Origin of the sequence: Psychromonas sp. SR45-3, assembly GCF_014163575.1 — a bacterium.
Lineage (GTDB): Bacteria > Pseudomonadota > Gammaproteobacteria > Enterobacterales > Psychromonadaceae > Psychromonas > Psychromonas arctica.
This window is the reverse complement of sequence record NZ_JACJDP010000022.1, coordinates 34,858-55,719: the sequence shown is the minus strand read 5'-3', so window position 1 is coordinate 55,719 and position 20,862 is coordinate 34,858. Positions and strand designations below refer to the sequence as shown.

Sequence of the window (20,862 nt, the reverse complement as noted above, 5' to 3'; positions counted from 1 at the left end):
ATGATGAATGCTCATTAATAATACGAAAACGGAGTAATTAAAACTCCATCCCGTATATTGAACAGTTGCATCATATGCGAGGGTTCTACCTCATTAGGGTTTGTCTATCTGTTTATTTGATTTAGGTCATGTTTCGGTTTGTTTTTTAACGAAAAATGAGTTTTGAGCGTCATTTATGAGCAAATTAAAAAAGAACAATCTGCTCATTTTTTGACTGAAGTTATGGATTGATGGTGTTAATTGAATGGTTGCTATGTGTTTTTGCTATTTTGTGGTGCATTTTTATTAATTTTATTAGCTGTTTTGCATTCCATTGGTGCGTTTGACCTGCACAAGATAGCTCAAGTTGTTGTAAGTTATCTTTAAGCTGTTGTTTTTGATCATCCGGCAATGCGCTAAATATAGTAATTTGTTGTAATTGCTTGATATCAGTATATTGCGACTGAAAATAGCGTAATAAATAGGTGTAAACCTGTTGTGGCGTTGATTGCTCACAAGCTTGTAATAATTGTTCGTAAGGTGCTGTTGTTTTATTGCTGCTATTTGGGGTAACCACTGCTTTTAATTGTTTATTTGTTTTTACGAAGTATAAATAGATGCACAGTGAAACAACTAGGATTAAAAGTATCAGCGAGCTAATTTGCCAGATCAATAAACGTTGTGTTAGTTGCTTATTTTCAGCCGCATATTCGCTACTGTTGGCACCGTTGTTGGCTAATTGGGCTGCTGCAGAGAGAGCAGTCTGAGTGCTTGCGTTATTACTTACATCATTTTTATTTGCGCTGTTACTTGCATTATCCTGATTATCATTATTGGTGCTTGCTAATGCCGCTTTGATAGTTAATGTTTGCGCTGGTAGTGTTGCAAACTCTTGTTGTTCGGTTTTACTATTCCACCAAGGAATACTTATTTCAGGTAAAACTAACTCACCACTTTTATCCGCAATAATTGCATGTGTAATAGTTCGTTGACTATATAACACACCATTTAACGTTCCTTGCTTTAAATCATCTTGATCAGGGTAGTAACGTAAGGAGCTGTCGTAGTTAAGTTTAATTTCAGGCATCTTGTCGACGCTAATTGACGCCACGCGTAAACTAATGCTGCGCGTGATTGGATCGCCAACGGTATAAGAAGCAGCATGTAAGTTATTATTTTCAACTAAATGCACATCTTCGCTGATCAACCAATCTCCTTGATAATTAGCCGGCATTGGTTTTACAGTAATTGCGATACTATTACCTCGTATATTAATAGGTTGAGAGATGATCTTGTTTTGCCAATCGCTGACGCTGACATTTTTACGAATAGAACCCACCAATAGTGGGGAAGTTATCTTTACATCACCGGCTTGAGTTGGCGTTATCTGATATTGATAAGTGAATACCTTATAGCGAAGTCCATTAAGTATCACTTGTGTTTGCTGGTTATCATTACTGACACGTTCTATATTTGCGGCTGTTAATGATGGCGCTTGAACATCCCCATCGACGATATTTTCAGAGACATAAATTTTGCTTTCTAAAATAATAGGTTGATCTAAGTAGACTTGTGTTTTGTCGACGCTATTTTCAATAAAGATAGTGTCGCCTGATGTTGATTGTTGCTCTTCGCCAGCTTCTTTAACTTGTATTGTTATTGGATCGGTGAAAAGGTCACCGATTGCTAGAGCAGGGATGGTAAAATCACCTACTTTATTGGCCTGTAAACGTAATACCCAAGTGATTTTTCGATTAATATCCCCATTGATAATTGAAGTGCTTTGACTTCGAGACGGGCCGCTTACTTTAAAGTCATCAGTCAGTGCACTGGTATCGAGTTGATATTCTGAGCCTGTGTCATTAACTTCTATGGTTAAAATAAAAGTATCCCCCTGAAAAACCTGATTATTACTAACCGATGCCGTTGCTTGTGTCGCGGCAGAAGCAGAGGAGCTGATCACAATTAAAAGTAGGATCACACTTAAACATTTATGTAAAAACGGCATTACCAGATTTCTCCGTTATTTTTTTGTAAAACAGGTTTATTAGCGGCTCTCTTTCTATATTCAAGCTGCATTTTATTGCGTAATAATAAAGAAGGATCATCCGGCATGTTTTTTAACCAGATTGGTAATTCTTCATACTCTTTATTAACGTCTTCTTCAGTTATCGATGATGGTGTACTTGCTTCTTGTTCAGCGGCTTGGTCTTGCTGTGATTGTGCCGCTGCGTTCATTTCCGCTTGTTGCTGAGCCTGCTGATCAAGTGACTGTTGCTGATCTTGTTGCTCAGATGATTGCTGTCCATCTTGTTGGTTTTGACTCTGCTGATCTTGCTGCTCAGAGGATTGCTGCCCATCTTGTTGGCCTTGACCCTGCTGCTCTTGCTGTTCAGAGGATTGTTGTCCACCTTGTTGGTTTTGACTCTGCTGCTCTTGCTGCTCAGAGGATTGTTGTCCATCTTGTTGGCTTTGACTCTGCTGCTCTTGCTGCTCAGAGGATTGTTGTCCATCTTGTTGGTTTTGACCCTGTTGCTCTTGCTGCTCAGAGGATTGTTGTCCATCTTGTTGGCTTTGGTCCTGCTGACCCTGTTGCTGTTTTTGCTGCTCAAGTAATTTTTCAACGGCTTCTTTATTGGCTTTAGCTTGTGTAAAGTCAGACTGTATTGCTAATGCCTGCTGATAACTTTCTAATGCTTGTTGATACTTTTTCTGCATAGCTTGTGTATTGCCTAAGTTATAAAGTGTCGTTGCATTTTTGGGATCTACTGTTGTTTGTTCTGAATAAATTGCTTCAGCTTGTTTATATTGTTTATTCTTGAATAGTGCCGCGGCTTTCCAATCTGGATTGTGAAAGTTTTCACTGGCTTGTGTATAGTCGCCATCTTGCAAAGCCTGATAGGCGTTCTGTTCACTATTTTTCCATATTGAGGCTTCTACTTTCGGCGTTGTTAATGGCAAAGTGAGCGCTAATAATACGGCATAAAAAGTACCTTTCCTAAATAACAATAAAAACAGTGGCAAAAGTAATAAACTTAGCCAATAGCCATCATCAATCAATTGTTTACTCGCCATTTTTTTAGCATTTGTCTGGTTCTCTTTTACTGCTGTATTAGTATCATAATGATTGGCTAATAAAGGGATTTCTTGTCCCTGAGCATCGAAAGTTAAATACAAACCATCACTCATATCAGCGATCGGATAAAGCTTATCTGCTTCTAGTTTTGGTATAACGATATTGCCGGCATCATCTTTTAATAAGCTGCCATCAGGTAAGGTGATTGCTGCACCGTCATGAGTAGCCATGGCTAAAACAGATACCATCCATTTTGTGTCTTTAATTACATCCTGCATCGTATTAAGGCTTTGTTGATCAAAACCATCACTAATAAAGACAATGTGCCCCTGCTGATAACCTGCATTTTTCAATAATGAAATTGCTTTTTGTAGGGCTAGGTCAGGTCGAGAACCTTTGACCGGCATTAACTCCGGTGAAAGGTGCGGAATATGATTAATAATGGCATTACTGTCTATGGTGAGAGGGGTGATAGTAAAGGCATCACCGGCATAGGCAATCATGCCTTTTTCACCTTCCGACCATTGTTTTAACAGCTCGATTGCTTTGTATTTAGCGCGGCTTAATCGGTTAGGTTTAATATCCGTTGCATACATCGAGTAGGATAAATCCAGTGCAATGACTTGTGCTTTTTGTATTTCATAGACAGGCAATTCAACACTACGCAGGCTTGGCCCTGATAGTGCAATACAGGTAATGGCCGATAATATAGTGATGATTAGGCGATTATTTTTGCTGGTTTCAGGCAAAGTAACCAAATGTTCACTTAAATGATTGGCAATGATACTTGTTTGCTTATGTTGTCTTCGCTGATAACGCCATAAACTATAGACGGTGATAATGAGCAGCCCAATTAGCCAGTAGGGGCGAATAAAGCTTAATGGGCCAAAGGTACTGGCTAAGGTGTCATTAAAGTTCATCTTCACCTCTTAGTTTTAATGAAATGATTACCATTGATAAAATAAGTATTGCCAACGATAAAGGCCAAAAAAACAAGTTTTTCTCTGGTCTAAACTCTAAAAATTCACTATCCACGGGTTGTAATTGGTTAATCGTATCGTAAATTTTTTGTAAGTCTTCTTGGTTTCTGGCTCGAAAGTATTGCCCATTAGTTAATGTTGCAATCTCTGTTAATGTTCTTTCATCTAAGTCTGCAGAGGGGTTAACACGTTGGTTGCCAAAGAAACCGCGTTTAATCATTTCATCGGCACCAATACCAATAGTATAAATTTTAATATTATTTTTAGCGGCTTGTTGTGCTGCGGCAATCGGTTTAATTCTACCGGCTGTATTTGCGCCATCGGTCAGTAATATTAAAACACGTTGTTCATTTTTATTTTCTACAAAGCGTTTAATAGCCATAGCAATTGACTCACCGATCGCGGTACGGTTTCCTACTAGACCTATCTCTGTTTCGTCTACCATGGTGGAAACGGTCTCCGCATCAAAAGTTAAAGGGGTTTGTAAATAAGCATGGTCAGCAAACAAAATAAGCCCTAAACGATCACCTTGCCGTGTTTTAACAAAGTCTTTAACGATTGATTTTACTAAGGTTAAACGATTAACCGTTTGGCCATTTAATGGCATATCCACTTCATCCATACTGCCTGATAAATCCAAAGATAAAATCATATCGCGGCTTTGTTGTTGAATACGAATAGGTTGATCGTACCAAATAGGTTTAGCGATGGTGGCGAGTAATAAAAGCCATAATAACCAGGGAAGAATAAAACTGATCAGAGGATTTTTTTTAGTTGATTTTTGCTGTTGCAAACCATCAGCAAGTGGGATCCATACCTGCGTGAAAGATTGTTTTTTAGGGCTTAGAAAATAACGTACTAATAAAGGCAATGGTAATAATAGAAAAAACCACCAGTATACAAATTCAAACATCTTTTTTACCTGCTAACTGCTTATTTTTTAAAGCTAACGTTTGACGTGCTTTAACCTGTGTTGGAAATGCTTGTATCCATTTTTTGGCAGAGAAAAAGTCCTTTTCAGTACAAGAGGAGTTATCTTGATATAAACGACGGCAAAACTCATCTTGGTTATTGAACAGGTTAACACCTTGCTGTGTATGGTGTGCTTGTAAAAAGTCAAACCATGCTTGTCCAGTGACCGATGCGACTTGTTCACGAGGATAATAATGTAAACTCAGCCCTTTTAATAATTGGTTTAATTGTGCAAAGCTGGCGTTATCATTTTGTAACTGCTGCAATGACAATAACGCTTGTTTAATTATTTTTTTCTTTTTGATATAGCGTTTAACTAAAAAAAACGTTAACAAACTAACTGCAATGACCGCAATTATAATTAACCAATAAATAGGTGCCGGAGGCCAAGCAGAAGGCGCTTCGACAGGTAATATTATTTGTTCAAAAGGGTTATTGGGCGTAGGCATTAAATTGCTCCAATAATGGTACAGCTGCACTGATATGGTAATGTGCAATGCCATATTTAAGTAAATTGCTTTCCATTAATTGCTGACGTTGGCTAGCGGCTTCTTGGTAAGATTTTTGTTGTTGCTGATTACGTAAAAAACCACTGCCTTTGATTGAATTGATTTTTAACCCCGCTTGTAAGGCTTGTTTGGGTAAGTGCGATTCAAGGGGATCACTAATTTGCCAGACAGTGACCTGATTATGCCGCCGCATTAAATTAATCAATTTATAACAGGCTGAATCTAATTGAGAAAAATCACTGATTAAATGAACTTGGCTACCGGTCTGGACTAAATGAGATAGTCGTTTTAATTGTAAAAAAAGTGATTGCTGCTGCGTTGTTTTAAACGCTATTTTTTTACATAACGTTTGGCTTTGATGTAAAAATGCCATTAATCCTTTATTACGTGATGTTGGTTTTAGCTCTGCAACCTGTTGTTGATTGAATACAATCCCGCCTAAGCGGTCATTTCTCTGTTTGGCTTGCCAACTTAATAGGGCTGCTAAATGACAGGCTTGTACAGATTTGAACACTAACTGGCTGCCAAAAATCATACTATCGGAGACATCAACCAATAAAAAAACAGGGCGTTCTTTTTCTTCTTGAAATAGTTTGGTGTGTGCTTTGCCTGTTCTAGCGGTTACCGCCCAATCAATAGCACGTACATCATCACCAGGTTGGTAATGACGTACTTCAGCAAACTCCATACCACGGCCTTTAATATTGGCTAAATAATTACCAGAGAGTTGGCGGGTTGCCGGTAAGCGTTTAGCATTAAGCGAAAGCTTACCGTGCTGTTTATAACTGAGCAATTCAGTCAATTGCACATCAACCCCTGTGGTATAAGGCGTATTAGTAAAAATAGCGGGCACGTTATTATTCATTATCCTGCAATAGCCACCTGATTAACGATTTCTTGAATGACTTGGTTGGCACTGACACCTTGTGCTTCGGCTTCATAACTTAAAATAAGACGATGGCGCAACACAGGGTATAAGTTACTAATGATATCTTCTGGCATCACATAATCCCGGTCATTTAACCAAGCGCGTGCTTTGGCCGTGCGCATTAAAGCCAGTGTTGCACGAGGGCTAGCTCCATAGCTTATCCATTGTGCTAACTGCTCCCCAAAACGAGCTGGCTGACGTGTTGCAATAATTAAATCAATCAGATATTGCTCTAGGTGTGGGGCAATATTTACTTTCATGACCTCTTCACGCATGGCAAAAATTTGTTCATTTAATAGAGGAGTGACTTCAGCGACTTTCTCTTTTAAAATCTCTTTTTGGTTTAACTGTAGGATCGCACGTTCGGTTTTTGCATCCGGATAATCCAGTTGAATATGCATAATAAAACGATCTAATTGTGCTTCAGGTAAGGGGTAAGTGCCTTCCTGTTCAAGCGGATTCTGTGTTGCCATTACTAAAAAAAGCTCGGGTAACGGATAGGTTGTTTTACCAACGGTAACCTGTCGTTCTGCCATTGCTTCAAGTAATGCCGATTGTACTTTAGCCGGTGCTCGATTAATTTCATCAGCTAAAATTAAATTATGAAAAATCGGACCTTTTTCAAAAATAAATTGCCCAGTTTCCTGACGAAAAATATCAGTACCAGTGACATCAGACGGTAATAAGTCAGGTGTAAATTGAATACGGTGGAAGTCACCTTCAATACCATCAGATAATGCGTTGATAGCACGTGTTTTTGCTAAGCCTGGTGGGCTTTCAACTAAAATATGTCCATCGGCTAATAAGGCAATTAATAAGCTATCAACTAACTCGCTTTGCCCTAATATCATTTGATTTAAATAGTGACGTAATTGATTTAATTGTTGTTTTGCCATTGTGAGTATCTTCATTAATTTATTTTGAGGAAAATATACTGCCTATAAAGGGCAAGTTCAAGACCCAAAAGTTCAATCCTTATAAACAATAAAGACTGATTATTTTTTTAAAACACTTAAAAATATTGTAATAGATCAAAAGCTTTGCTGAAAAAAGACTTTTATTGTTTTATTTAGGCTATATTAATTGCATTACTTTATTCATTCATTATTTAAGGGAACCGCTATGAGTCAATTAGAATCGATCATTTGGCATGTACTAGGTTATATGGCTATGCCAACTATTTTTGTGGCAGGTTTTGTGGCTGTATTTATAGGTGCTGTTGCTATTTTAAAAATCTCGGGTGATACACCTGTCGAAGATTAATCAAAGCATGTTAATACTATCTATAAAGATAGCTATCAATTGTTTATAATGATTAGGCTCCATTTTAATGTAATGGAGCTTTTTTTTGCTCAGGAGAAATAAGTTTATGCAGATATATATAATGCGCCATGGACAGGCAGAGATGATGGCTTATTCAGATGCTGAGCGTAATTTGACCGATATGGGTCGTTTAGAGTCGGAATTAATGGCGAAATATTTAGTGGAACAGGATGTGTCACTGGATGCCGTATTAGTTAGCCCCTATGTTAGAGCGCAGCAAACTTGGGAGTCGGTAAGCCCATTTTTTGAAGGTGTCACTAACATTCAAATATTGACTTGTTTAACCCCCAGCGGCAGCGCCCGTAAAACGGTGGATGAGTTATTAGCATTGCAAGCGCAAGGGGTGAAGTCAGTAATGATAATTTCTCACTTACCTTTGGTGGGGTACATTGTAGGAGAACTTGCACCTGCAGCAGGGGTACCTGCTTTTTCAACGTCAGCGATTGGCCACCTTTCTTTGAGTGATGAAGATGGTCTTGCCGAATTATTAAGTTTGATGACGGTTTCTCAAATACGCGATTAAGTTTGCTCAAATAAGAGCAATCAATAACAGCTGTCTCAGCCTCAAAAACGCATTGCTGAGATGGTCAGTTATTATTATTCCAATCAATAGATTTGCTCGGTTTAAAATGCCCGAAATCCGAAATCTTAAAGTATTAAATCAATTGTCTAGCCATCTCTTTTGCGAGCAAGGCTGATTGTTTGATACCCCTCGTGTGAGCCATCACAATAGCCCCTTCAATTAATAAACCTATTTGATCCGCTTTGTGACTTTCTTGTTCTGCTAATTGTGCAGCGATGATATCCACAATCGCTTGTTTGTGTTTTGCCGCAAATAGATTGATTGGATGATTAGGATCGGCATATTCCGCACTAACATTAATAAAGTTACAGCCAAAGAAAGTTTCACTGTTTAACCAATCATTTAAATCATCAAAAATAGCCAATAGTTTTTCACTAGCTGCTTTATCCGTTGCCGCATTAGTTGATGCGTTATTCATGGGTTGTTGGTCCGTTAAGTCATGCTTTAACTGTGATTTATTACTGTCATCAATGGTTGATTGAAGTCGTGTAATGACTTGTTCATGACGAAGTTGTAACGCGGCTAAAATTAACGCTTCTTTACTGCGAAAATGTTTGTAAAGCGTTGCTTTGGAAACCCCTGATTCCGCTAAAATCAAATCAATACCCGTTGCATGGTAGCCATATTGATTAAACAGTGTCAGCGCAGTTTCGATCAAATGTTGTTTTCTTGGTTGCATATTATCGCTTGTCCTTTAGACCCCCATTTTATTTTTATTAAGTATAACCAATTTAAACTTGACGTAAACAGTTCTGTTCACCTATAGTAGTGAACAGATTTGTTCACTCTTGTTTTTAAAACTAAAAGGGCTTCATTATGTGCACTACCTCATCATCAAATACAGCATCAAACACAACTACAAACAGCGATGTAACGGCTATTACTACTTTAGGTATTCACCATCTTGGTCTGAGCGTTACCAATATTAAAGAGGTGGCAAGTTTTTTCATTGAGCAGTTGAATTTTAAACAGATCGGTGAAAAACCTGACTATCCGGCTATTTTTATCTCTGATGGGACGGTGATGTTAACGTTATGGCAGATTAAAGATGCTGATAATAGAGTGGATTTTGACCGCACAAAAAATGTAGGTCTGCATCATTTTGCCTTGAAAGTTAGCACTATCGATCAGTTACAAGCCGTTTATCAAAACCTGACTAAACTCGATAATGTTGAGATTGAATTTGCACCAGAAGCCTTAGGTGCTTCACCTTTTCAACACATGATGTGTTTGATCCCAGGTGGCATTAGACTTGAACTAATTAGTGAATAATAAGTTAACAAAAAAATCAAATTATAAGTGAGTTAATCAAATGAATAAACTAGTGGTCAATAGCTGGCATCAAGGTGAATTATCAGTACAAAAACGTGCGGGTACGGCGCAAAAAATGGCAGAAATTGGCCCTAAATTTATTCGAGAATTTATGCCACAACAACATCGTGATTTTTTTCAATCTCTATCGATGATATATATTGGTTATAGTGATTCAAAGTCGGCAACTCGCGCCAGTCTATTATTTGGTGATCCCGGCTTTATAACTTCATCCAGTGAAACAACCTTGCAGATCAATACACAATATTCGCTTAATGATTTTAATAATAATCATCTTAATGTGGGTGATAGGATTGGGTTGTTGGGGATTGAGTTTATCAGTAAAAGGCGCAACCGACTCAACGTGGTAATTACCGCTATCAACCAAAAAAATATTCAAGTTAAGGTATTACAAAGCTACGGTAATTGTCCTAAATATATTCAACCAAAAATACTGGTGACGAATCCACACTATGACGCTCAATCAACTAGTACGGCGGTAGCGCTAACACAAAACGTTCGAGAGTTGATCCTTAATGCGGATACCTTTTTTATTGCCAGTCGTTTTGATGATGGACAAGCATTAAATAATCGAGGTGTTGATATTTCTCATCGTGGTGGTGCGGCTGGCTTTATTTCCATTAACGAAAAAGGGCAGTTACTAGTGCCTGATTATGTTGGTAATGGTTTTTTTAATACCTTAGGTAACTTGTTAGAAAACCCTAATGCGAGTTTATTATTTTGCGATTGGCAGCAAGGTGATGCCTATCAAATAACGGTATCAAGTGAAATTATGTGGTCAGAGCAAAGCCTGCAAAGTATTCAGGTGAATACGCAGAAAAAAATAGCACGCACACTCTGTTTTACCCCAATCAAAATAGAAAAATTATCGAATAGCTTGGCGTATCGAGTGATTTAATCGTGATGCTTTATTATTTCCTACTTGGTGAAAATATCAATTAATTCATATTTATGTCGCTCAATTCCACTACTCTTCAACCTGCTCAAACCAACGTTACTTATTTAAAAATGAGGTTAATTAATTTCATGTTATTAATGTTCATTAGGTTTTTGCATCTTATTATATTTTTTCGTTGAAATATTATTCAATTAACTTAGTATATATGGATATTCGTATATGTGGATGTGGTTATGTTGCCCAATCAGTTTTTTAAAATGTTATCCGATGAAACACGTTTACGTTGTTTGATTTTAATTGCGCGTGAAGATCGCGTGAGTGTCGGCGAATTATGTATCGCGCTGGAACAAAGCCAGCCCAAAATTTCAAGGCACTTAGCTATTTTACGGCAGTCAGGTGTTTTACTTGATCAACGTGAAGGGCAGTGGGTGTATTACAAAGTGAATTCGGAGTTGCCTGGATGGATGCGTAAAGTCATTAGTGGGTTAACTGCATCCAATTGTTTGAAAGCAGAATATCAACAAGATATTGAAAAATTTCAACTTGCGAAACAAATCGCTAAAACAAGTTAGTTACTAAAAAATAATTAAAAATTTAATCGGTAATGCCTGTGTTAAATCAGGCTTGATCTAAAACAATTAATTCTAACGAAAGCTTATTACTTGAATTCAAGAATGCTAACAAAAGCTTAATTTATAAAAGTGAGAAAAAATAATGATAATTAAAGTAGGTATAAATGGGTTCGGACGTATCGGTCGTTTAGCAATGCGTGCCGCATTTGATTGGCCAGAAGTAGAATTTTTATTAATCAATGATGTCGCAGGTGATGCCGCAACATTAGCGCATCTATTAGAATTCGATTCAGTGCAGGGACGCTGGCAGCATGAAGTCACTTGTACGGAAAACACCATGCAAGTTGCCGGTAAATCGATTGCGGTGACACAACAGGGTGAAATTGATGCAGTTGATTGGTCCGCTTGTGATGTAGTGATTGAGGCAACGGGCGTAAATCGTGATAAAGCATTATTAGATAAATATATTCAACAAGGCGTGAAACGTGTGGTGGTATCTGCACCGGTTAAACATCCTGACATCGCAAATATTGTCGTCGGTGTGAATGACCATGTGTTTGACCCGCAGTTGCATAAAATTGTTACCGCTGCGTCATGTACGACTAACTGTCTTGCGCCGATCGTTAAAGTTATTCATGAAAAAATAGGTATCAGCAATGCCGCATTTACCACTATTCATGATTTAACCAACACCCAGACTATTCTTGATGCTCCGCATAAAGATCTACGTCGTGCCCGCGCCTGTGGCATGAGCTTGATCCCAACCACAACGGGTTCAGCGAAAGCGATTGTGGAAATATTTCCAGAATTAAAAGATAAAATAAATGGTCACGCAGTACGTGTTCCCTTAGCTAATGCCTCATTAACCGATATCGTATTTGAAGTCGCGCGTGATACCACAGTGGAAGAAGTTAATCAGTTATTAGCAGAAGCGGCTGACGGTGAACTGGCTGGTATTTTAGGATTTGAAATGCGTCCGTTAGTATCCATTGATTACCGAGGCGACCAACGTTCAACCATCGTTGATGGGTTATCTACCATGTTAATTGGTAAGCGTATGTTAAAAATCTACGCTTGGTACGATAACGAAATGGGTTATGCAACACGTACCGCTGAATTAATGAAAAAAGTCGCATTAGCTTAATCGGCTCACATCGTAAGAAGCATTAGGAATAGTAGCAATGAAGTGGTTTTTAAAGCTTGATAAATCCTTAAGGCAGTACCTTTTAGTAACGTTTAATTACTGGAACTTTACTATCACCGATGGTGCATTACGCATGTTAGTGGTGCTGTACTTTTATCAACTAGGTTACAGCCCATTAAATATCGCATTATTGTTTTTATTTTATGAGATTTTTGGTGTGGTGACTAACCTCGTTGGAGGTTGGTTAGGTGCAAGGATAGGCTTAAATCGCACCATGAATATCGGTTTAGGTATGCAAGTGTTTGCTTTGTTGCTACTTACCGTCCCCAGCGAATGGTTAACTATCCCTTGGGTGATGATGGCACAGGCCTTTTCCGGTATTGCCAAAGACCTGAATAAAATGAGTGCTAAAAGTTCCATCAAAACCCTTATTCCTAATAACCAACAAAGCAAACTTTATCATTGGGTTGCGGTACTAACTGGTTCCAAAAATGCTTTAAAAGGCGCGGGATTTTTCATTGGCGGTTTACTGTCAACGCTGGTGGGGTTCCAAGTGGCTTTGATGATCATGGCGGGTGTATTAGCGATGGTTTTTGTAATGAGTTTATTGTTCCTAGAAGGGGACTTAGGCAAAGCTAAAACCAAACCTAAATTTAGCCAGATGTTCTCTAAATCTGGTCCCGTGAACATATTATCAGCGGCGCGGTTATTCTTGTTTGCATCACGTGATGTGTGGTTTGTAGTAGCTCTGCCTATTTACCTCGCCAGTATTTTTGGCTGGTCACATTCTGTGGTCGGTGCCTTTTTAGCAAGTTGGGTGATTGCCTACGGCATAGTACAAGGTTTTGCACCTAAAATTACCGCCTACTTTTCCAAAAACGGAGCCACTGAAAATGGTACAGCCCCTAACGGTAAAAGTGCCATGTTGTGGTGCAGTTTGTTAGCCGTCGTGACGGGAATATTAGCACTGGCTATTCATCTTGAATGGCAAGTGCAATGGATTATTACTATTGGTTTATTAATCTTTGGGGCCATCTTTGCGATTAATTCATCACTTCATTCCTACTTAATCATCAGCTATGCAAAGCAAGATGGCGTGTCATTAGATGTAGGTTTTTACTATATGGCGAATGCCATGGGGCGCTTAGTAGGCACCGTATTATCCGGCTGGATTTACCAAGCCTACGGATTTGCCGCTTGTTTATGGATAGCTTTTGCATTCTTGCTGATCACTAGTGTGATTTCATTGAAACTGCCTGAGTCCAGCAAAGTGTAGAGAAGGAAGTTTAAGTGTTTGCGTATTTTAAATTTAAAAGGCTATTGATGCTGAATTTCCTGCGTTAATACGGCACTTATCAGTGGCTCTAAATAATGAATAGTTAGTGATGTCTGGTTATGGACATCAATTAACTTTCATTAGCGTTGATTAATATTCGGGATCAATTTATCTTTTAGCTATAAATAAACGGGGCACTATTAAGAAAGTAATGGTTTTGACGTTTTAAATAGCAGTTCTTCGTTGATGAACATTTAACTGCTAATCCTGATCAATCCAATATATCACCACTTCTTGCTTTCCCCATTGGTTTGCTTTTTCGACATTCTCTCCCATGTAGATATCAATTTTATTGGTCCAACGTTTATTCATTTTATCCAGTACTGTGTATTTTCCATCAAATCCTTCGATTCTTACTTCTTGTTGGTGAGTTAATCCCAATTTTATTAAGTCTCTTGATACTGCGATTGATTTCATCCCTGGTTTCAAGGTATCACCCCATGCCGCTAAGTTTGGTGTTGAATCAGTTTCACCAACACTTGAGGTATAGGCACTTGCCGTTACCGTTAAAGATTGTTCTGCTTCAGCACAACCCATGAGAGAGATGATGCTCATGGTAGTAATAAGGAAAAAGCTCGGCTTCATAAAATGTTGTTCCTTGTAAAAATAAAGCTGGTCAATCTGGTAAGCTGATTTAATAAATAAGTTTAGTAAGCAAAGCTAATAAGTAAATCTATTAACGGCGAGTATTTCATCCTTCCCATTTTGGAGTTCTACTTTCCATTGTCCGTGCATTGTTGGTTGAATAAATTTGCTGGAATGGCTTCTCCAGCGATCACCGTTAATATTTAATTTAACCTTTGCAACCTGTTGACCATCAACACTCCAGATATAATAGAGAGCGGTGTCTTTTAAATCAATAATTTCAGAAAATGCATACACGGTTGCAATATTATTTTTGAAAATAATGTTATTGATCTCACCAACAGGTTCATTTTCTATCACCGATGAAGCAATAACAAAACGCGTGACATTATTCGACATGATATCAACGTCAGATTGAAAGAATATAGCAGGATTAGCTGTATTTTCTATGGTCGATGTGGTCGATGTAGTCGAGGGGGCTGATACTGGCTCAGTTTTACTTAAGCTTTCACTTTCATCTTGATAACTGTTGTTGTTAGGTTCCGCCATTTCGTCATTTATCGGTTCATCTGCTTGTGCTGTTAATTCAATTTTTTCGTTTTCAGCTTTCTCGGATAGTGTAAAGGAAGAGGGAGATGTTTGATCTTTGTCTACATCGCTAGGAGTGATCTTGTTTGTCGGCGTTAATGCTGCGGTACTCGCCACCGATATTGCCGTTTGTTTATCAGCATGGTTGTTTTGCTCGGAATAATATCTACTCGCAAAAATGAATGACCAAATTGCAATGACGACAAGCAGCAAAACCCCTAAGATTCTTCCCCAATGATAGCCATGAGAGGCTTCATCCTGCACTATATTGTTCTGTGTTCGATTAAAGTTAACTCGGATGGTAAATTTTTCCGATTCCTTCATATTGTTATTCTCACTGAAGTTTGAGAAATAGATTGTTGTATTTAAAATGCGCTTTAAATTCAGCTATTATTTCGGGTTGTTTAAGTATGATTTGGTGATTATTTTGCTTTCATTTTTTTACGCTAATGTCAGCATCGGCCAACATGCTTTTTCATTAAATGTTGCTATTAAATTTTACCATTGAACGTTGCCATAGGCTGGTATACTTTTAAATATCCATAATTGTATATTTGCCATTTTTTAAGCACTTTAACTACATTTATTCTTTATTACTTTTTTGGTGAAGAAGGGGATTACTATGAATACCCTTCTTTGATCACCATAGCCTATAACGACTTGGCTCAGGTAGGGCGCTATTCTTTACCGTAAACGTTATTTTCTTGTTCTTGCACACGAATAAATGTAGTGCGTTTGGTTAGTTCTTTGAGTTTAGAGGCGCCTACATAAGTGCAGGTTGAACGAACGCCACCCATGATATCTTCAATGGTTGCGTTGACGCTGCCCTTATAGGGAAGCATTACTGTTTTTCCTTCAGCTGCACGGTATTTAGCGACACCACCAGAATGTTTTTTCATTGCACTTTGTGAAGACATACCATAAAACTTCATGTATTGCTTACCATCCTGTTCAATGATTTCACCGCCGCTTTCTTGGTGACCTGCGAGCATTCCACCTAACATTACAAAATCAGCTCCACCACCAAAGGCTTTTGATACATCACCGGGGCAACTGCAGCCACCGTCACCGATGATCATGCCACCTAAACCATGAGCAGAATCTGCACACTCAATAATGGCAGACAGTTGAGGATATCCAACGCCTGTTTTTACACGAGTTGTACATACTGAGCCAGGTCCAATACCCACTTTTACAATATCAGCGCCTGCTAAAATAAGTTCTTCAACCATGTCTCCAGTAACAACGTTGCCAGCACTGATTACTTTGTCCGGGAACTCAGCTCTAACACGCTCAACATAGTCAACAAGGTGTTCAGAATAGCCATTTGCAATATCAATACAGATAAAAATGAGATCATCTGTTAAGGCCATAATCTGTTTAGTTTTTTGAAAGTCAGCCTCAGAAGTCCCTGAAGACACCATCATATTATTTAATACATTAGCATCGGTTTTATTAATAAAAGTAGCCCATTCTTCAACACTATAATGCTTGTGGATAGCCGTCATTACATTATGGGAAGCTAGCGTTTCAGCCATCTCAAAGGTTGCAACTGAGTCCATATTAGCGGCAATAATAGGTACGCCTGACCATTCACGTCTACTATGTTTAAAAGTATAAGAGCGAGTCAGCTCTACTTGTGAGCGGCTTTTAAGCGTGGATCGTTTAGGACGAAAAAGTACATCTTTAAAGCCTAACTTTAAATCTTGTTCAATACGCATGGTTATTCCTTTTCAGATCAGCCATTAATAATAATGCCTATGTTTTGATCGGCTAAAAATCGAAACAGTAAAAAATGGGCAAAAAAAACCGGGGCATCTGATATTTATCAAAGGCCCCGGTTTTCAGTATTGTACGGTGTAAATTAATTATGGCAACTTATAACATGCTATTAAACAACTTGTTAATTCGTTAATTTGAAGGAGGTAACCTAATATTTACTGAAAAATAATATTTTTTTAACTAGCATAACGTCATTTTTGATTAAATTTTTCTACTTTCGGTTCCGCCTCTCTTATATGTAATGCCCCCCTCAAGATCGAATTTTTATTAATAGTACTCCTTAATATTCAGTGACAGTAAGTGAAAGTTTTAAGCATGATAAAGGTGATGAAGTTCATATTATTTAAAATGAAGTTAGCCCGTTATTGATCTTAAAATACAAATATGAAAAGCTTACCACGTTGTGTGAAAAGGTTTTCACATTTTTGTTTACGTGAGGTTACAAATGAATAATGACATCGCAGGATCGTTGCTAAAATCATTGGGCGGCAAAGAAAATATAAGGGCTATGGAACACTGTTCAACTAGATTACGAATTGTGGTTGATGACAACAACTTGGTGGATCCCAAAGCAATTAAAAAAGTAGAAAAAGTAGCGGGTTACTTTTTTCAATTTGGCCAACATCAAATTGTTATCGGTACGGGGTTGGTCAATGAAATTTATAGTATTTTGAAAAATATGGTCGGTGAGACTGACGATAATGCAAAAAGTGCAGCTTACGATGACTTAAATGTCTTTCAAAAATCACTGCGTGCTTTAGCAGATGTGTTTGTACCATTGATACCCGTTTTAGTAGCTACTGGCCTATTTATGGGCTTACGTGGATTTGCTCAGCAATTAGGCATTACATTCTCGAGTGACTTGCTTGTTATGTCACAAATGATCACTGATACCGTCTTTATATTTCTACCTGCTCTTGTTGTATGGTCTGCGTTTAATCGATTTGGTGGTACACCGGTTATTGGTATTGTGCTTGGTTTAATGTTGATAGCCCCGATGTTGCCAAATGCATGGGACGTAGCGAGTGGGAATGCCGAAGCGCTTACATTTGGTATATTTAAAGTGCAAGGTTTTCAAGGGACAATTATTCCTGCCCTTATCGTCGGTATTTTTGGGTCGTATGTAGAACGTTGGATTAAATCCTGGATGCCATCTGTAGTTGCCCTTGTATTCACACCATTTTTAACCATTATTATTGCCGTGTTTGCTGGGTTGTTAGTTATTGGCCCTGTATTTAATGTTGTAGAACATGGGGTAATGATTTCAGCTGATGCGATTATTAACTTACCATTTGGCTTAGGCGGCGCTATTTTTGGTGGTATTCAACAAGTATTGACAGTGACAGGTCTGCATCATTCATTAATGGTTGTCGAGCTTGACTTCCTTTCTTCCATTAAAGGCGTTAATCCTCTCAATGCTTTCATCACTGCTTCGATGGCTGGGCAAGCTGGTGCAGCTATCGCTTACACTATGACCATTAAAGATAAAAAAGAAAAAGCACTTAAATACTCTTCGATAATACCTTGTTTCTTTGGGATCACCGAGCCGCTACTTTTTGGTGTCACATTAACAAACTCAAAAGTATTTATCTCCGGTATTATCGGTGGCGCAATTGCAGGTACATTTGCTGCAATTACACATATTGCTCCAGCTGTAATGGGCGTTACTTTTTTACCAGCAATACCGGCGTATCTAGGTCACGGGCTAGGAATGTATTTAGCAATGATTGTTATCGGAATGGGAAGTGCAATGATTTTCACTAAAATTTTAGTAAGACCAAATACGAATAGATAGGGTGCATGGCTCACTATTTAGTGAGCCATTTTTCTATCCATAGATATTTTTATCAAGCAATAAATAGTTAATATATTTATAAAGGATCAAACATGAAAGTGGTTTGTATTGGAGAGTTGCTGATCGATTTTATTTGTACAGATACAAATAAGCAGTTGCATGACGGTGTTCATTTTATCAAAAAAGCCGGTGGTGCACCTGCTAATGTTGCTGCAACCGTCAGTAAGTTAGGAGGTAAAGCAGAGTTCATCGGAAAAGTAGGAAATGATCCTTTTGGCACTTTTCTAAAGCAGGTGTTAACTGATGCTAACGTCGGAACTAAGGGGCTCTCATTTGATGCTGAACATCCTACCACATTAGCCTTTGTTTCGTTAACTGATGACGGAGAACGTGACTTTGTGTTTAATCGAGGTGCGGATGGAGAGCTTACTCGTACTGATGTATTGATAAAAACTAATCAGTCAGAAATTTATCATTTTGGCTCAGCGACGGCTCTTTTGCCTAGTGTTACACGAGATACTTATATTAGTGTTATGGAAGAGTGCTCATCAAAAGGTGAGTTTGTTTCATTTGATCCTAATTACCGTTCAGCACTTTGGTTGAATGAAGATGCATTTAAAGCAGCCGTTCTACCCTGTTTAAAGTGGACACATTTATTAAAAATCAGTGAAGAAGAGTTAATTCTTTTAGGGGGTAACAATGATAGCTCTATCGGGCTTGAATATTTACATGGGCTTGGTTGTCCTTTTATTCTGGTGACTCTTGGAAAAAAGGGAACATTGGTTTCTTATAATAACCTACAAAAAATAGTACCCAGTATTTCTATCAAATCTATTGACTCTACCGGTGCTGGAGACGCTTTTATTGGTGCAATATTATATCAACTAGCAAAACATAAAAAAGTGAGTTTTGATCATTCTGAGTTATGTCAAATGGTGACGTTTGCAAACAAAGTAGGCGCATTAACTTGTACTCAAATGGGGGCAATTTCTGCCATCCCAACATTAGAACAACTAAAGGAAGTAAAATAGTATGGTTGATTTGCTATTAGAGGCAGATATCGCTGCGAGTGCTGCTCACTGTAATATTGAAGATCCATTTCGTCTTAAATACCATATAACCCCAGCAGTTGGTTTACTCAATGACCCTAATGGTTTTATAGAGCATAAAGGTATATATCATCTATTTTATCAATGGAATCCATTTGAATGCGCACATGGAAGTAAGTTTTGGGCACATTGTATTAGTGATGATTTAGTTAATTGGCGCTTGTTACCTACAGCAATGGCACCTGATCAGAATTATGATAAAAATGGTTGTTATTCTGGTAGCGCGTTTGTTAATAATGAAAAGTTGATGCTATTTTATACTGGAAATGTAAAAAATAAAGATGGGACAAGGCTATCAACTCAGTGTATTGCAGAAGCGAATAGCTTAAATGACAAGTTTATAAAAAAGGGGCCTGTGATCGATAGTCCTCCTGCAGGTTATACTGCACATTTTCGTGATCCTAAAATTTGGCATGATAATGGAGTTTGGTACTGTGTCATTGGCGCACAAACGATCGATAAAAAAGGGCAGATATTATTATATCGCTCTACCAATATAAATGATTGGGAGTTAATGGGGCCATTAGCAGGCAGTGGGCTTAATGAATTAGGTTATTTTGGTTATATGTGGGAATGCCCAGATTTCTTTGAACTCGATAATAACTACATTTTGTTATGCTCACCTCAAGGGATAGAGAAGGAGGGGGATAAGTACCACAATAAATATCAATCAGGATATTTTATAGGATCATATAATATACAAGCTCATGAGTTTAAGCATAATGAATTTACAGAACTTGATCGCGGTTTTGAATTTTATGCTCCGCAAACTACTACTGATTCAAAGGGACGGCGCTTAATGAGTGCGTGGATGGGAATACCTGAAGAAGATGAGCAACCCACATTAGCGTATAACTGGTTACATGCATTAACGCTGGTCCGTGAGCTTAAAATTAAAAATGGTCGTTTATATCAGTATCCAGTTGAAGAATTAAAACAGTTACGTAAAAACCAATTGAGTTATCAAGATATTGTAGTTAGCAATTCACAATCATTTGCTCAAATACACGCACCTTGCTGTGAAATTGAAATTGAATTAAATGACATTCAGGGGAGCTGTGGCGTTCATTTTAATGCTTATGACCATTACCATATTGACCTTACATTCAACCCTAACAATAGTAAATTAAGTTTAGACCGAAATTCAACACCAAATCAATCAGGTGTACGCAGTTGCACATTGCTATCAAAGCAAAGTTTGAAGTTGCATATGTTCCTAGATAAGTCATCTATCGAAATCTTTGTTAATGATGGAGAAGAAGTTTTTACCAGTCGAGTGTTTCCATTAAGTGAAGCTCGTAATATTAGTATTTACTCCCATGGATCTTGTACAATAACAAAATTTGATAAATATGACTTATCATGAGGTAA

The 20,862-nt window shown here is 38.0% G+C and carries 20 protein-coding genes; 10 read left to right on the top strand and 10 right to left on the bottom strand.

From position 1 onward, the window contains the following. Positions 1-220: 220 nt before the first annotated feature. Genes H5084_RS12545 through H5084_RS12520 form a run of 6 tightly spaced genes read right to left on the bottom strand, consistent with a single transcriptional unit; the run spans position 221 to position 7,340 of the window. Complete coding sequence (locus H5084_RS12545; protein ID WP_182690688.1) at positions 221-1,987, bottom strand: BatD family protein; 1,767 nt, start codon at positions 1,985-1,987, stop codon at positions 221-223. Beyond that, the gene (locus H5084_RS12540) at positions 1,987-3,975 is read right to left on the bottom strand and encodes a VWA domain-containing protein (RefSeq protein WP_182690687.1); all 1,989 of its coding nucleotides are present in this window, start codon (positions 3,973-3,975) and stop codon (positions 1,987-1,989) included. The genes H5084_RS12545 and H5084_RS12540 overlap by 1 nt, the downstream gene beginning before the upstream one ends. Further along, positions 3,965-4,948: a VWA domain-containing protein gene (locus tag H5084_RS12535; protein ID WP_182690686.1), complete on the bottom strand. Its 984-nt coding sequence runs from the start codon at positions 4,946-4,948 to the stop codon at positions 3,965-3,967. Before H5084_RS12535 ends, H5084_RS12540 begins: the two co-directional genes overlap by 11 nt. Continuing rightward, on the bottom strand, positions 4,941-5,456 hold the full coding sequence (locus H5084_RS12530) for a DUF4381 domain-containing protein (RefSeq protein WP_182690685.1): 516 nt from the start codon (positions 5,454-5,456) through the stop codon (positions 4,941-4,943). The genes H5084_RS12535 and H5084_RS12530 overlap by 8 nt, the downstream gene beginning before the upstream one ends. Then, complete coding sequence (locus H5084_RS12525; protein ID WP_182690684.1) at positions 5,440-6,381, bottom strand: DUF58 domain-containing protein; 942 nt, start codon at positions 6,379-6,381, stop codon at positions 5,440-5,442. Before H5084_RS12525 ends, H5084_RS12530 begins: the two co-directional genes overlap by 17 nt. Further along, positions 6,381-7,340 carry a MoxR family ATPase gene (locus H5084_RS12520; protein WP_182690683.1) on the bottom strand — a complete coding sequence of 320 codons (960 nt, stop codon included), beginning with the start codon at positions 7,338-7,340 and terminating at the stop codon, positions 6,381-6,383. The genes H5084_RS12525 and H5084_RS12520 overlap by 1 nt, the downstream gene beginning before the upstream one ends. Positions 7,341-7,566: 226 nt before the next feature. On the opposite strand from H5084_RS12520, the gene H5084_RS12515 reads away from it, so the two are divergent. Beyond that, entirely contained in the window at positions 7,567-7,707 is a 141-nt protein-coding gene (locus H5084_RS12515) for a TIGR02808 family protein (RefSeq protein ID WP_084296167.1), read from the top strand. 106 nt (positions 7,708-7,813) lie between these two features. Continuing rightward, complete coding sequence (sixA, locus tag H5084_RS12510; RefSeq protein ID WP_182690682.1) at positions 7,814-8,290, top strand: phosphohistidine phosphatase SixA; 477 nt, start codon at positions 7,814-7,816, stop codon at positions 8,288-8,290. A 133-nt stretch (positions 8,291-8,423) separates the two neighbouring features. On the opposite strand, the gene H5084_RS12505 is transcribed toward sixA, so the two are convergent. Further along, entirely contained in the window at positions 8,424-9,029 is a 606-nt protein-coding gene (locus H5084_RS12505) for a TetR/AcrR family transcriptional regulator (protein ID WP_182690681.1), read from the bottom strand. Positions 9,030-9,166: 137 nt separating this feature from the next. Between H5084_RS12505 and H5084_RS12500 the strand changes: the two genes are divergently transcribed. From H5084_RS12500 to arsJ, 5 genes are all read left to right on the top strand, one after another. Beyond that, a complete protein-coding gene (locus H5084_RS12500) occupies positions 9,167-9,622 on the top strand; it encodes a VOC family protein (RefSeq protein WP_182690680.1) in 456 nt (151 codons plus the stop codon). Between the two features lie 40 nt (positions 9,623-9,662). Beyond that, positions 9,663-10,580 (top strand): pyridoxamine 5'-phosphate oxidase family protein, encoded by a 918-nt coding sequence (locus H5084_RS12495; RefSeq protein WP_182690679.1) that lies wholly within the window; start codon positions 9,663-9,665, stop codon positions 10,578-10,580. Positions 10,581-10,813: 233 nt separating this feature from the next. Further along, positions 10,814-11,152, top strand: a complete 339-nt coding sequence (locus tag H5084_RS12490) for a metalloregulator ArsR/SmtB family transcription factor (RefSeq protein WP_028867049.1) — start codon at positions 10,814-10,816, stop codon at positions 11,150-11,152. A 142-nt stretch (positions 11,153-11,294) separates the two neighbouring features. Beyond that, on the top strand, positions 11,295-12,296 hold the full coding sequence (locus H5084_RS12485) for an ArsJ-associated glyceraldehyde-3-phosphate dehydrogenase (protein WP_182690678.1): 1,002 nt from the start codon (positions 11,295-11,297) through the stop codon (positions 12,294-12,296). A 37-nt stretch (positions 12,297-12,333) separates the two neighbouring features. Beyond that, the gene (gene arsJ / locus H5084_RS12480) at positions 12,334-13,572 is read left to right on the top strand and encodes an organoarsenical effux MFS transporter ArsJ (protein ID WP_182690677.1); all 1,239 of its coding nucleotides are present in this window, start codon (positions 12,334-12,336) and stop codon (positions 13,570-13,572) included. A gap of 261 nt (positions 13,573-13,833) precedes the next feature. On the opposite strand, the gene H5084_RS12475 is transcribed toward arsJ, so the two are convergent. The 3 genes from H5084_RS12475 to H5084_RS12465 all read right to left on the bottom strand — a co-directional run bounded on the left by H5084_RS12475 (position 13,834) and on the right by H5084_RS12465 (position 16,526). Continuing rightward, positions 13,834-14,217 carry a 3D domain-containing protein gene (locus H5084_RS12475; RefSeq protein WP_182690676.1) on the bottom strand — a complete coding sequence of 128 codons (384 nt, stop codon included), beginning with the start codon at positions 14,215-14,217 and terminating at the stop codon, positions 13,834-13,836. A gap of 75 nt (positions 14,218-14,292) precedes the next feature. Then, positions 14,293-15,129 (bottom strand): DUF2914 domain-containing protein, encoded by an 837-nt coding sequence (locus tag H5084_RS12470; RefSeq protein ID WP_182690675.1) that lies wholly within the window; start codon positions 15,127-15,129, stop codon positions 14,293-14,295. Positions 15,130-15,482: 353 nt separating this feature from the next. Next, a complete protein-coding gene (locus H5084_RS12465; protein WP_182690674.1) occupies positions 15,483-16,526 on the bottom strand; it encodes a GMP reductase in 1,044 nt (347 codons plus the stop codon). Between the two features lie 506 nt (positions 16,527-17,032). Here H5084_RS12465 and H5084_RS12460 point away from each other — a divergent pair. The 3 genes from H5084_RS12460 to H5084_RS12450 all read left to right on the top strand — a co-directional run bounded on the left by H5084_RS12460 (position 17,033) and on the right by H5084_RS12450 (position 20,857). After that, positions 17,033-18,382: a PTS transporter subunit EIIC gene (locus H5084_RS12460; protein ID WP_182690673.1), complete on the top strand. Its 1,350-nt coding sequence runs from the start codon at positions 17,033-17,035 to the stop codon at positions 18,380-18,382. Positions 18,383-18,474: 92 nt separating this feature from the next. Further along, positions 18,475-19,413 (top strand): carbohydrate kinase, encoded by a 939-nt coding sequence (locus H5084_RS12455; RefSeq protein ID WP_182690672.1) that lies wholly within the window; start codon positions 18,475-18,477, stop codon positions 19,411-19,413. Position 19,414: 1 nt separating this feature from the next. Further along, on the top strand, positions 19,415-20,857 hold the full coding sequence (locus tag H5084_RS12450; protein WP_182690671.1) for a sucrose-6-phosphate hydrolase: 1,443 nt from the start codon (positions 19,415-19,417) through the stop codon (positions 20,855-20,857). Positions 20,858-20,862: the final 5 nt, after the last annotated feature.

What these genes read in the sequence shown, in the direction of transcription:
- H5084_RS12545 (WP_182690688.1), bottom strand. Translation starts at nt 1,987, where the DNA reads ATGCCGTTTTTACATAAATGTTTAAGTGTGATCCTACTTTTAATTGTG.
- H5084_RS12540 (WP_182690687.1), bottom strand. Translation starts at nt 3,975, where the DNA reads ATGAACTTTAATGACACCTTAGCCAGTACCTTTGGCCCATTAAGCTTT.
- H5084_RS12535 (WP_182690686.1), bottom strand. Translation starts at nt 4,948, where the DNA reads ATGTTTGAATTTGTATACTGGTGGTTTTTTCTATTATTACCATTGCCT.
- H5084_RS12530 (WP_182690685.1), bottom strand. Translation starts at nt 5,456, where the DNA reads ATGCCTACGCCCAATAACCCTTTTGAACAAATAATATTACCTGTCGAA.
- H5084_RS12525 (WP_182690684.1), bottom strand. Translation starts at nt 6,381, where the DNA reads ATGAATAATAACGTGCCCGCTATTTTTACTAATACGCCTTATACCACA.
- H5084_RS12520 (WP_182690683.1), bottom strand. Translation starts at nt 7,340, where the DNA reads ATGGCAAAACAACAATTAAATCAATTACGTCACTATTTAAATCAAATG.
- H5084_RS12515 (WP_084296167.1), top strand. Translation starts at nt 7,567, where the DNA reads ATGAGTCAATTAGAATCGATCATTTGGCATGTACTAGGTTATATGGCT.
- sixA (WP_182690682.1), top strand. Translation starts at nt 7,814, where the DNA reads ATGCAGATATATATAATGCGCCATGGACAGGCAGAGATGATGGCTTAT.
- H5084_RS12505 (WP_182690681.1), bottom strand. Translation starts at nt 9,029, where the DNA reads ATGCAACCAAGAAAACAACATTTGATCGAAACTGCGCTGACACTGTTT.
- H5084_RS12500 (WP_182690680.1), top strand. Translation starts at nt 9,167, where the DNA reads ATGTGCACTACCTCATCATCAAATACAGCATCAAACACAACTACAAAC.
- H5084_RS12495 (WP_182690679.1), top strand. Translation starts at nt 9,663, where the DNA reads ATGAATAAACTAGTGGTCAATAGCTGGCATCAAGGTGAATTATCAGTA.
- H5084_RS12490 (WP_028867049.1), top strand. Translation starts at nt 10,814, where the DNA reads ATGTTGCCCAATCAGTTTTTTAAAATGTTATCCGATGAAACACGTTTA.
- H5084_RS12485 (WP_182690678.1), top strand. Translation starts at nt 11,295, where the DNA reads ATGATAATTAAAGTAGGTATAAATGGGTTCGGACGTATCGGTCGTTTA.
- arsJ (WP_182690677.1), top strand. Translation starts at nt 12,334, where the DNA reads ATGAAGTGGTTTTTAAAGCTTGATAAATCCTTAAGGCAGTACCTTTTA.
- H5084_RS12475 (WP_182690676.1), bottom strand. Translation starts at nt 14,217, where the DNA reads ATGAAGCCGAGCTTTTTCCTTATTACTACCATGAGCATCATCTCTCTC.
- H5084_RS12470 (WP_182690675.1), bottom strand. Translation starts at nt 15,129, where the DNA reads ATGAAGGAATCGGAAAAATTTACCATCCGAGTTAACTTTAATCGAACA.
- H5084_RS12465 (WP_182690674.1), bottom strand. Translation starts at nt 16,526, where the DNA reads ATGCGTATTGAACAAGATTTAAAGTTAGGCTTTAAAGATGTACTTTTT.
- H5084_RS12460 (WP_182690673.1), top strand. Translation starts at nt 17,033, where the DNA reads ATGAATAATGACATCGCAGGATCGTTGCTAAAATCATTGGGCGGCAAA.
- H5084_RS12455 (WP_182690672.1), top strand. Translation starts at nt 18,475, where the DNA reads ATGAAAGTGGTTTGTATTGGAGAGTTGCTGATCGATTTTATTTGTACA.
- H5084_RS12450 (WP_182690671.1), top strand. Translation starts at nt 19,415, where the DNA reads ATGGTTGATTTGCTATTAGAGGCAGATATCGCTGCGAGTGCTGCTCAC.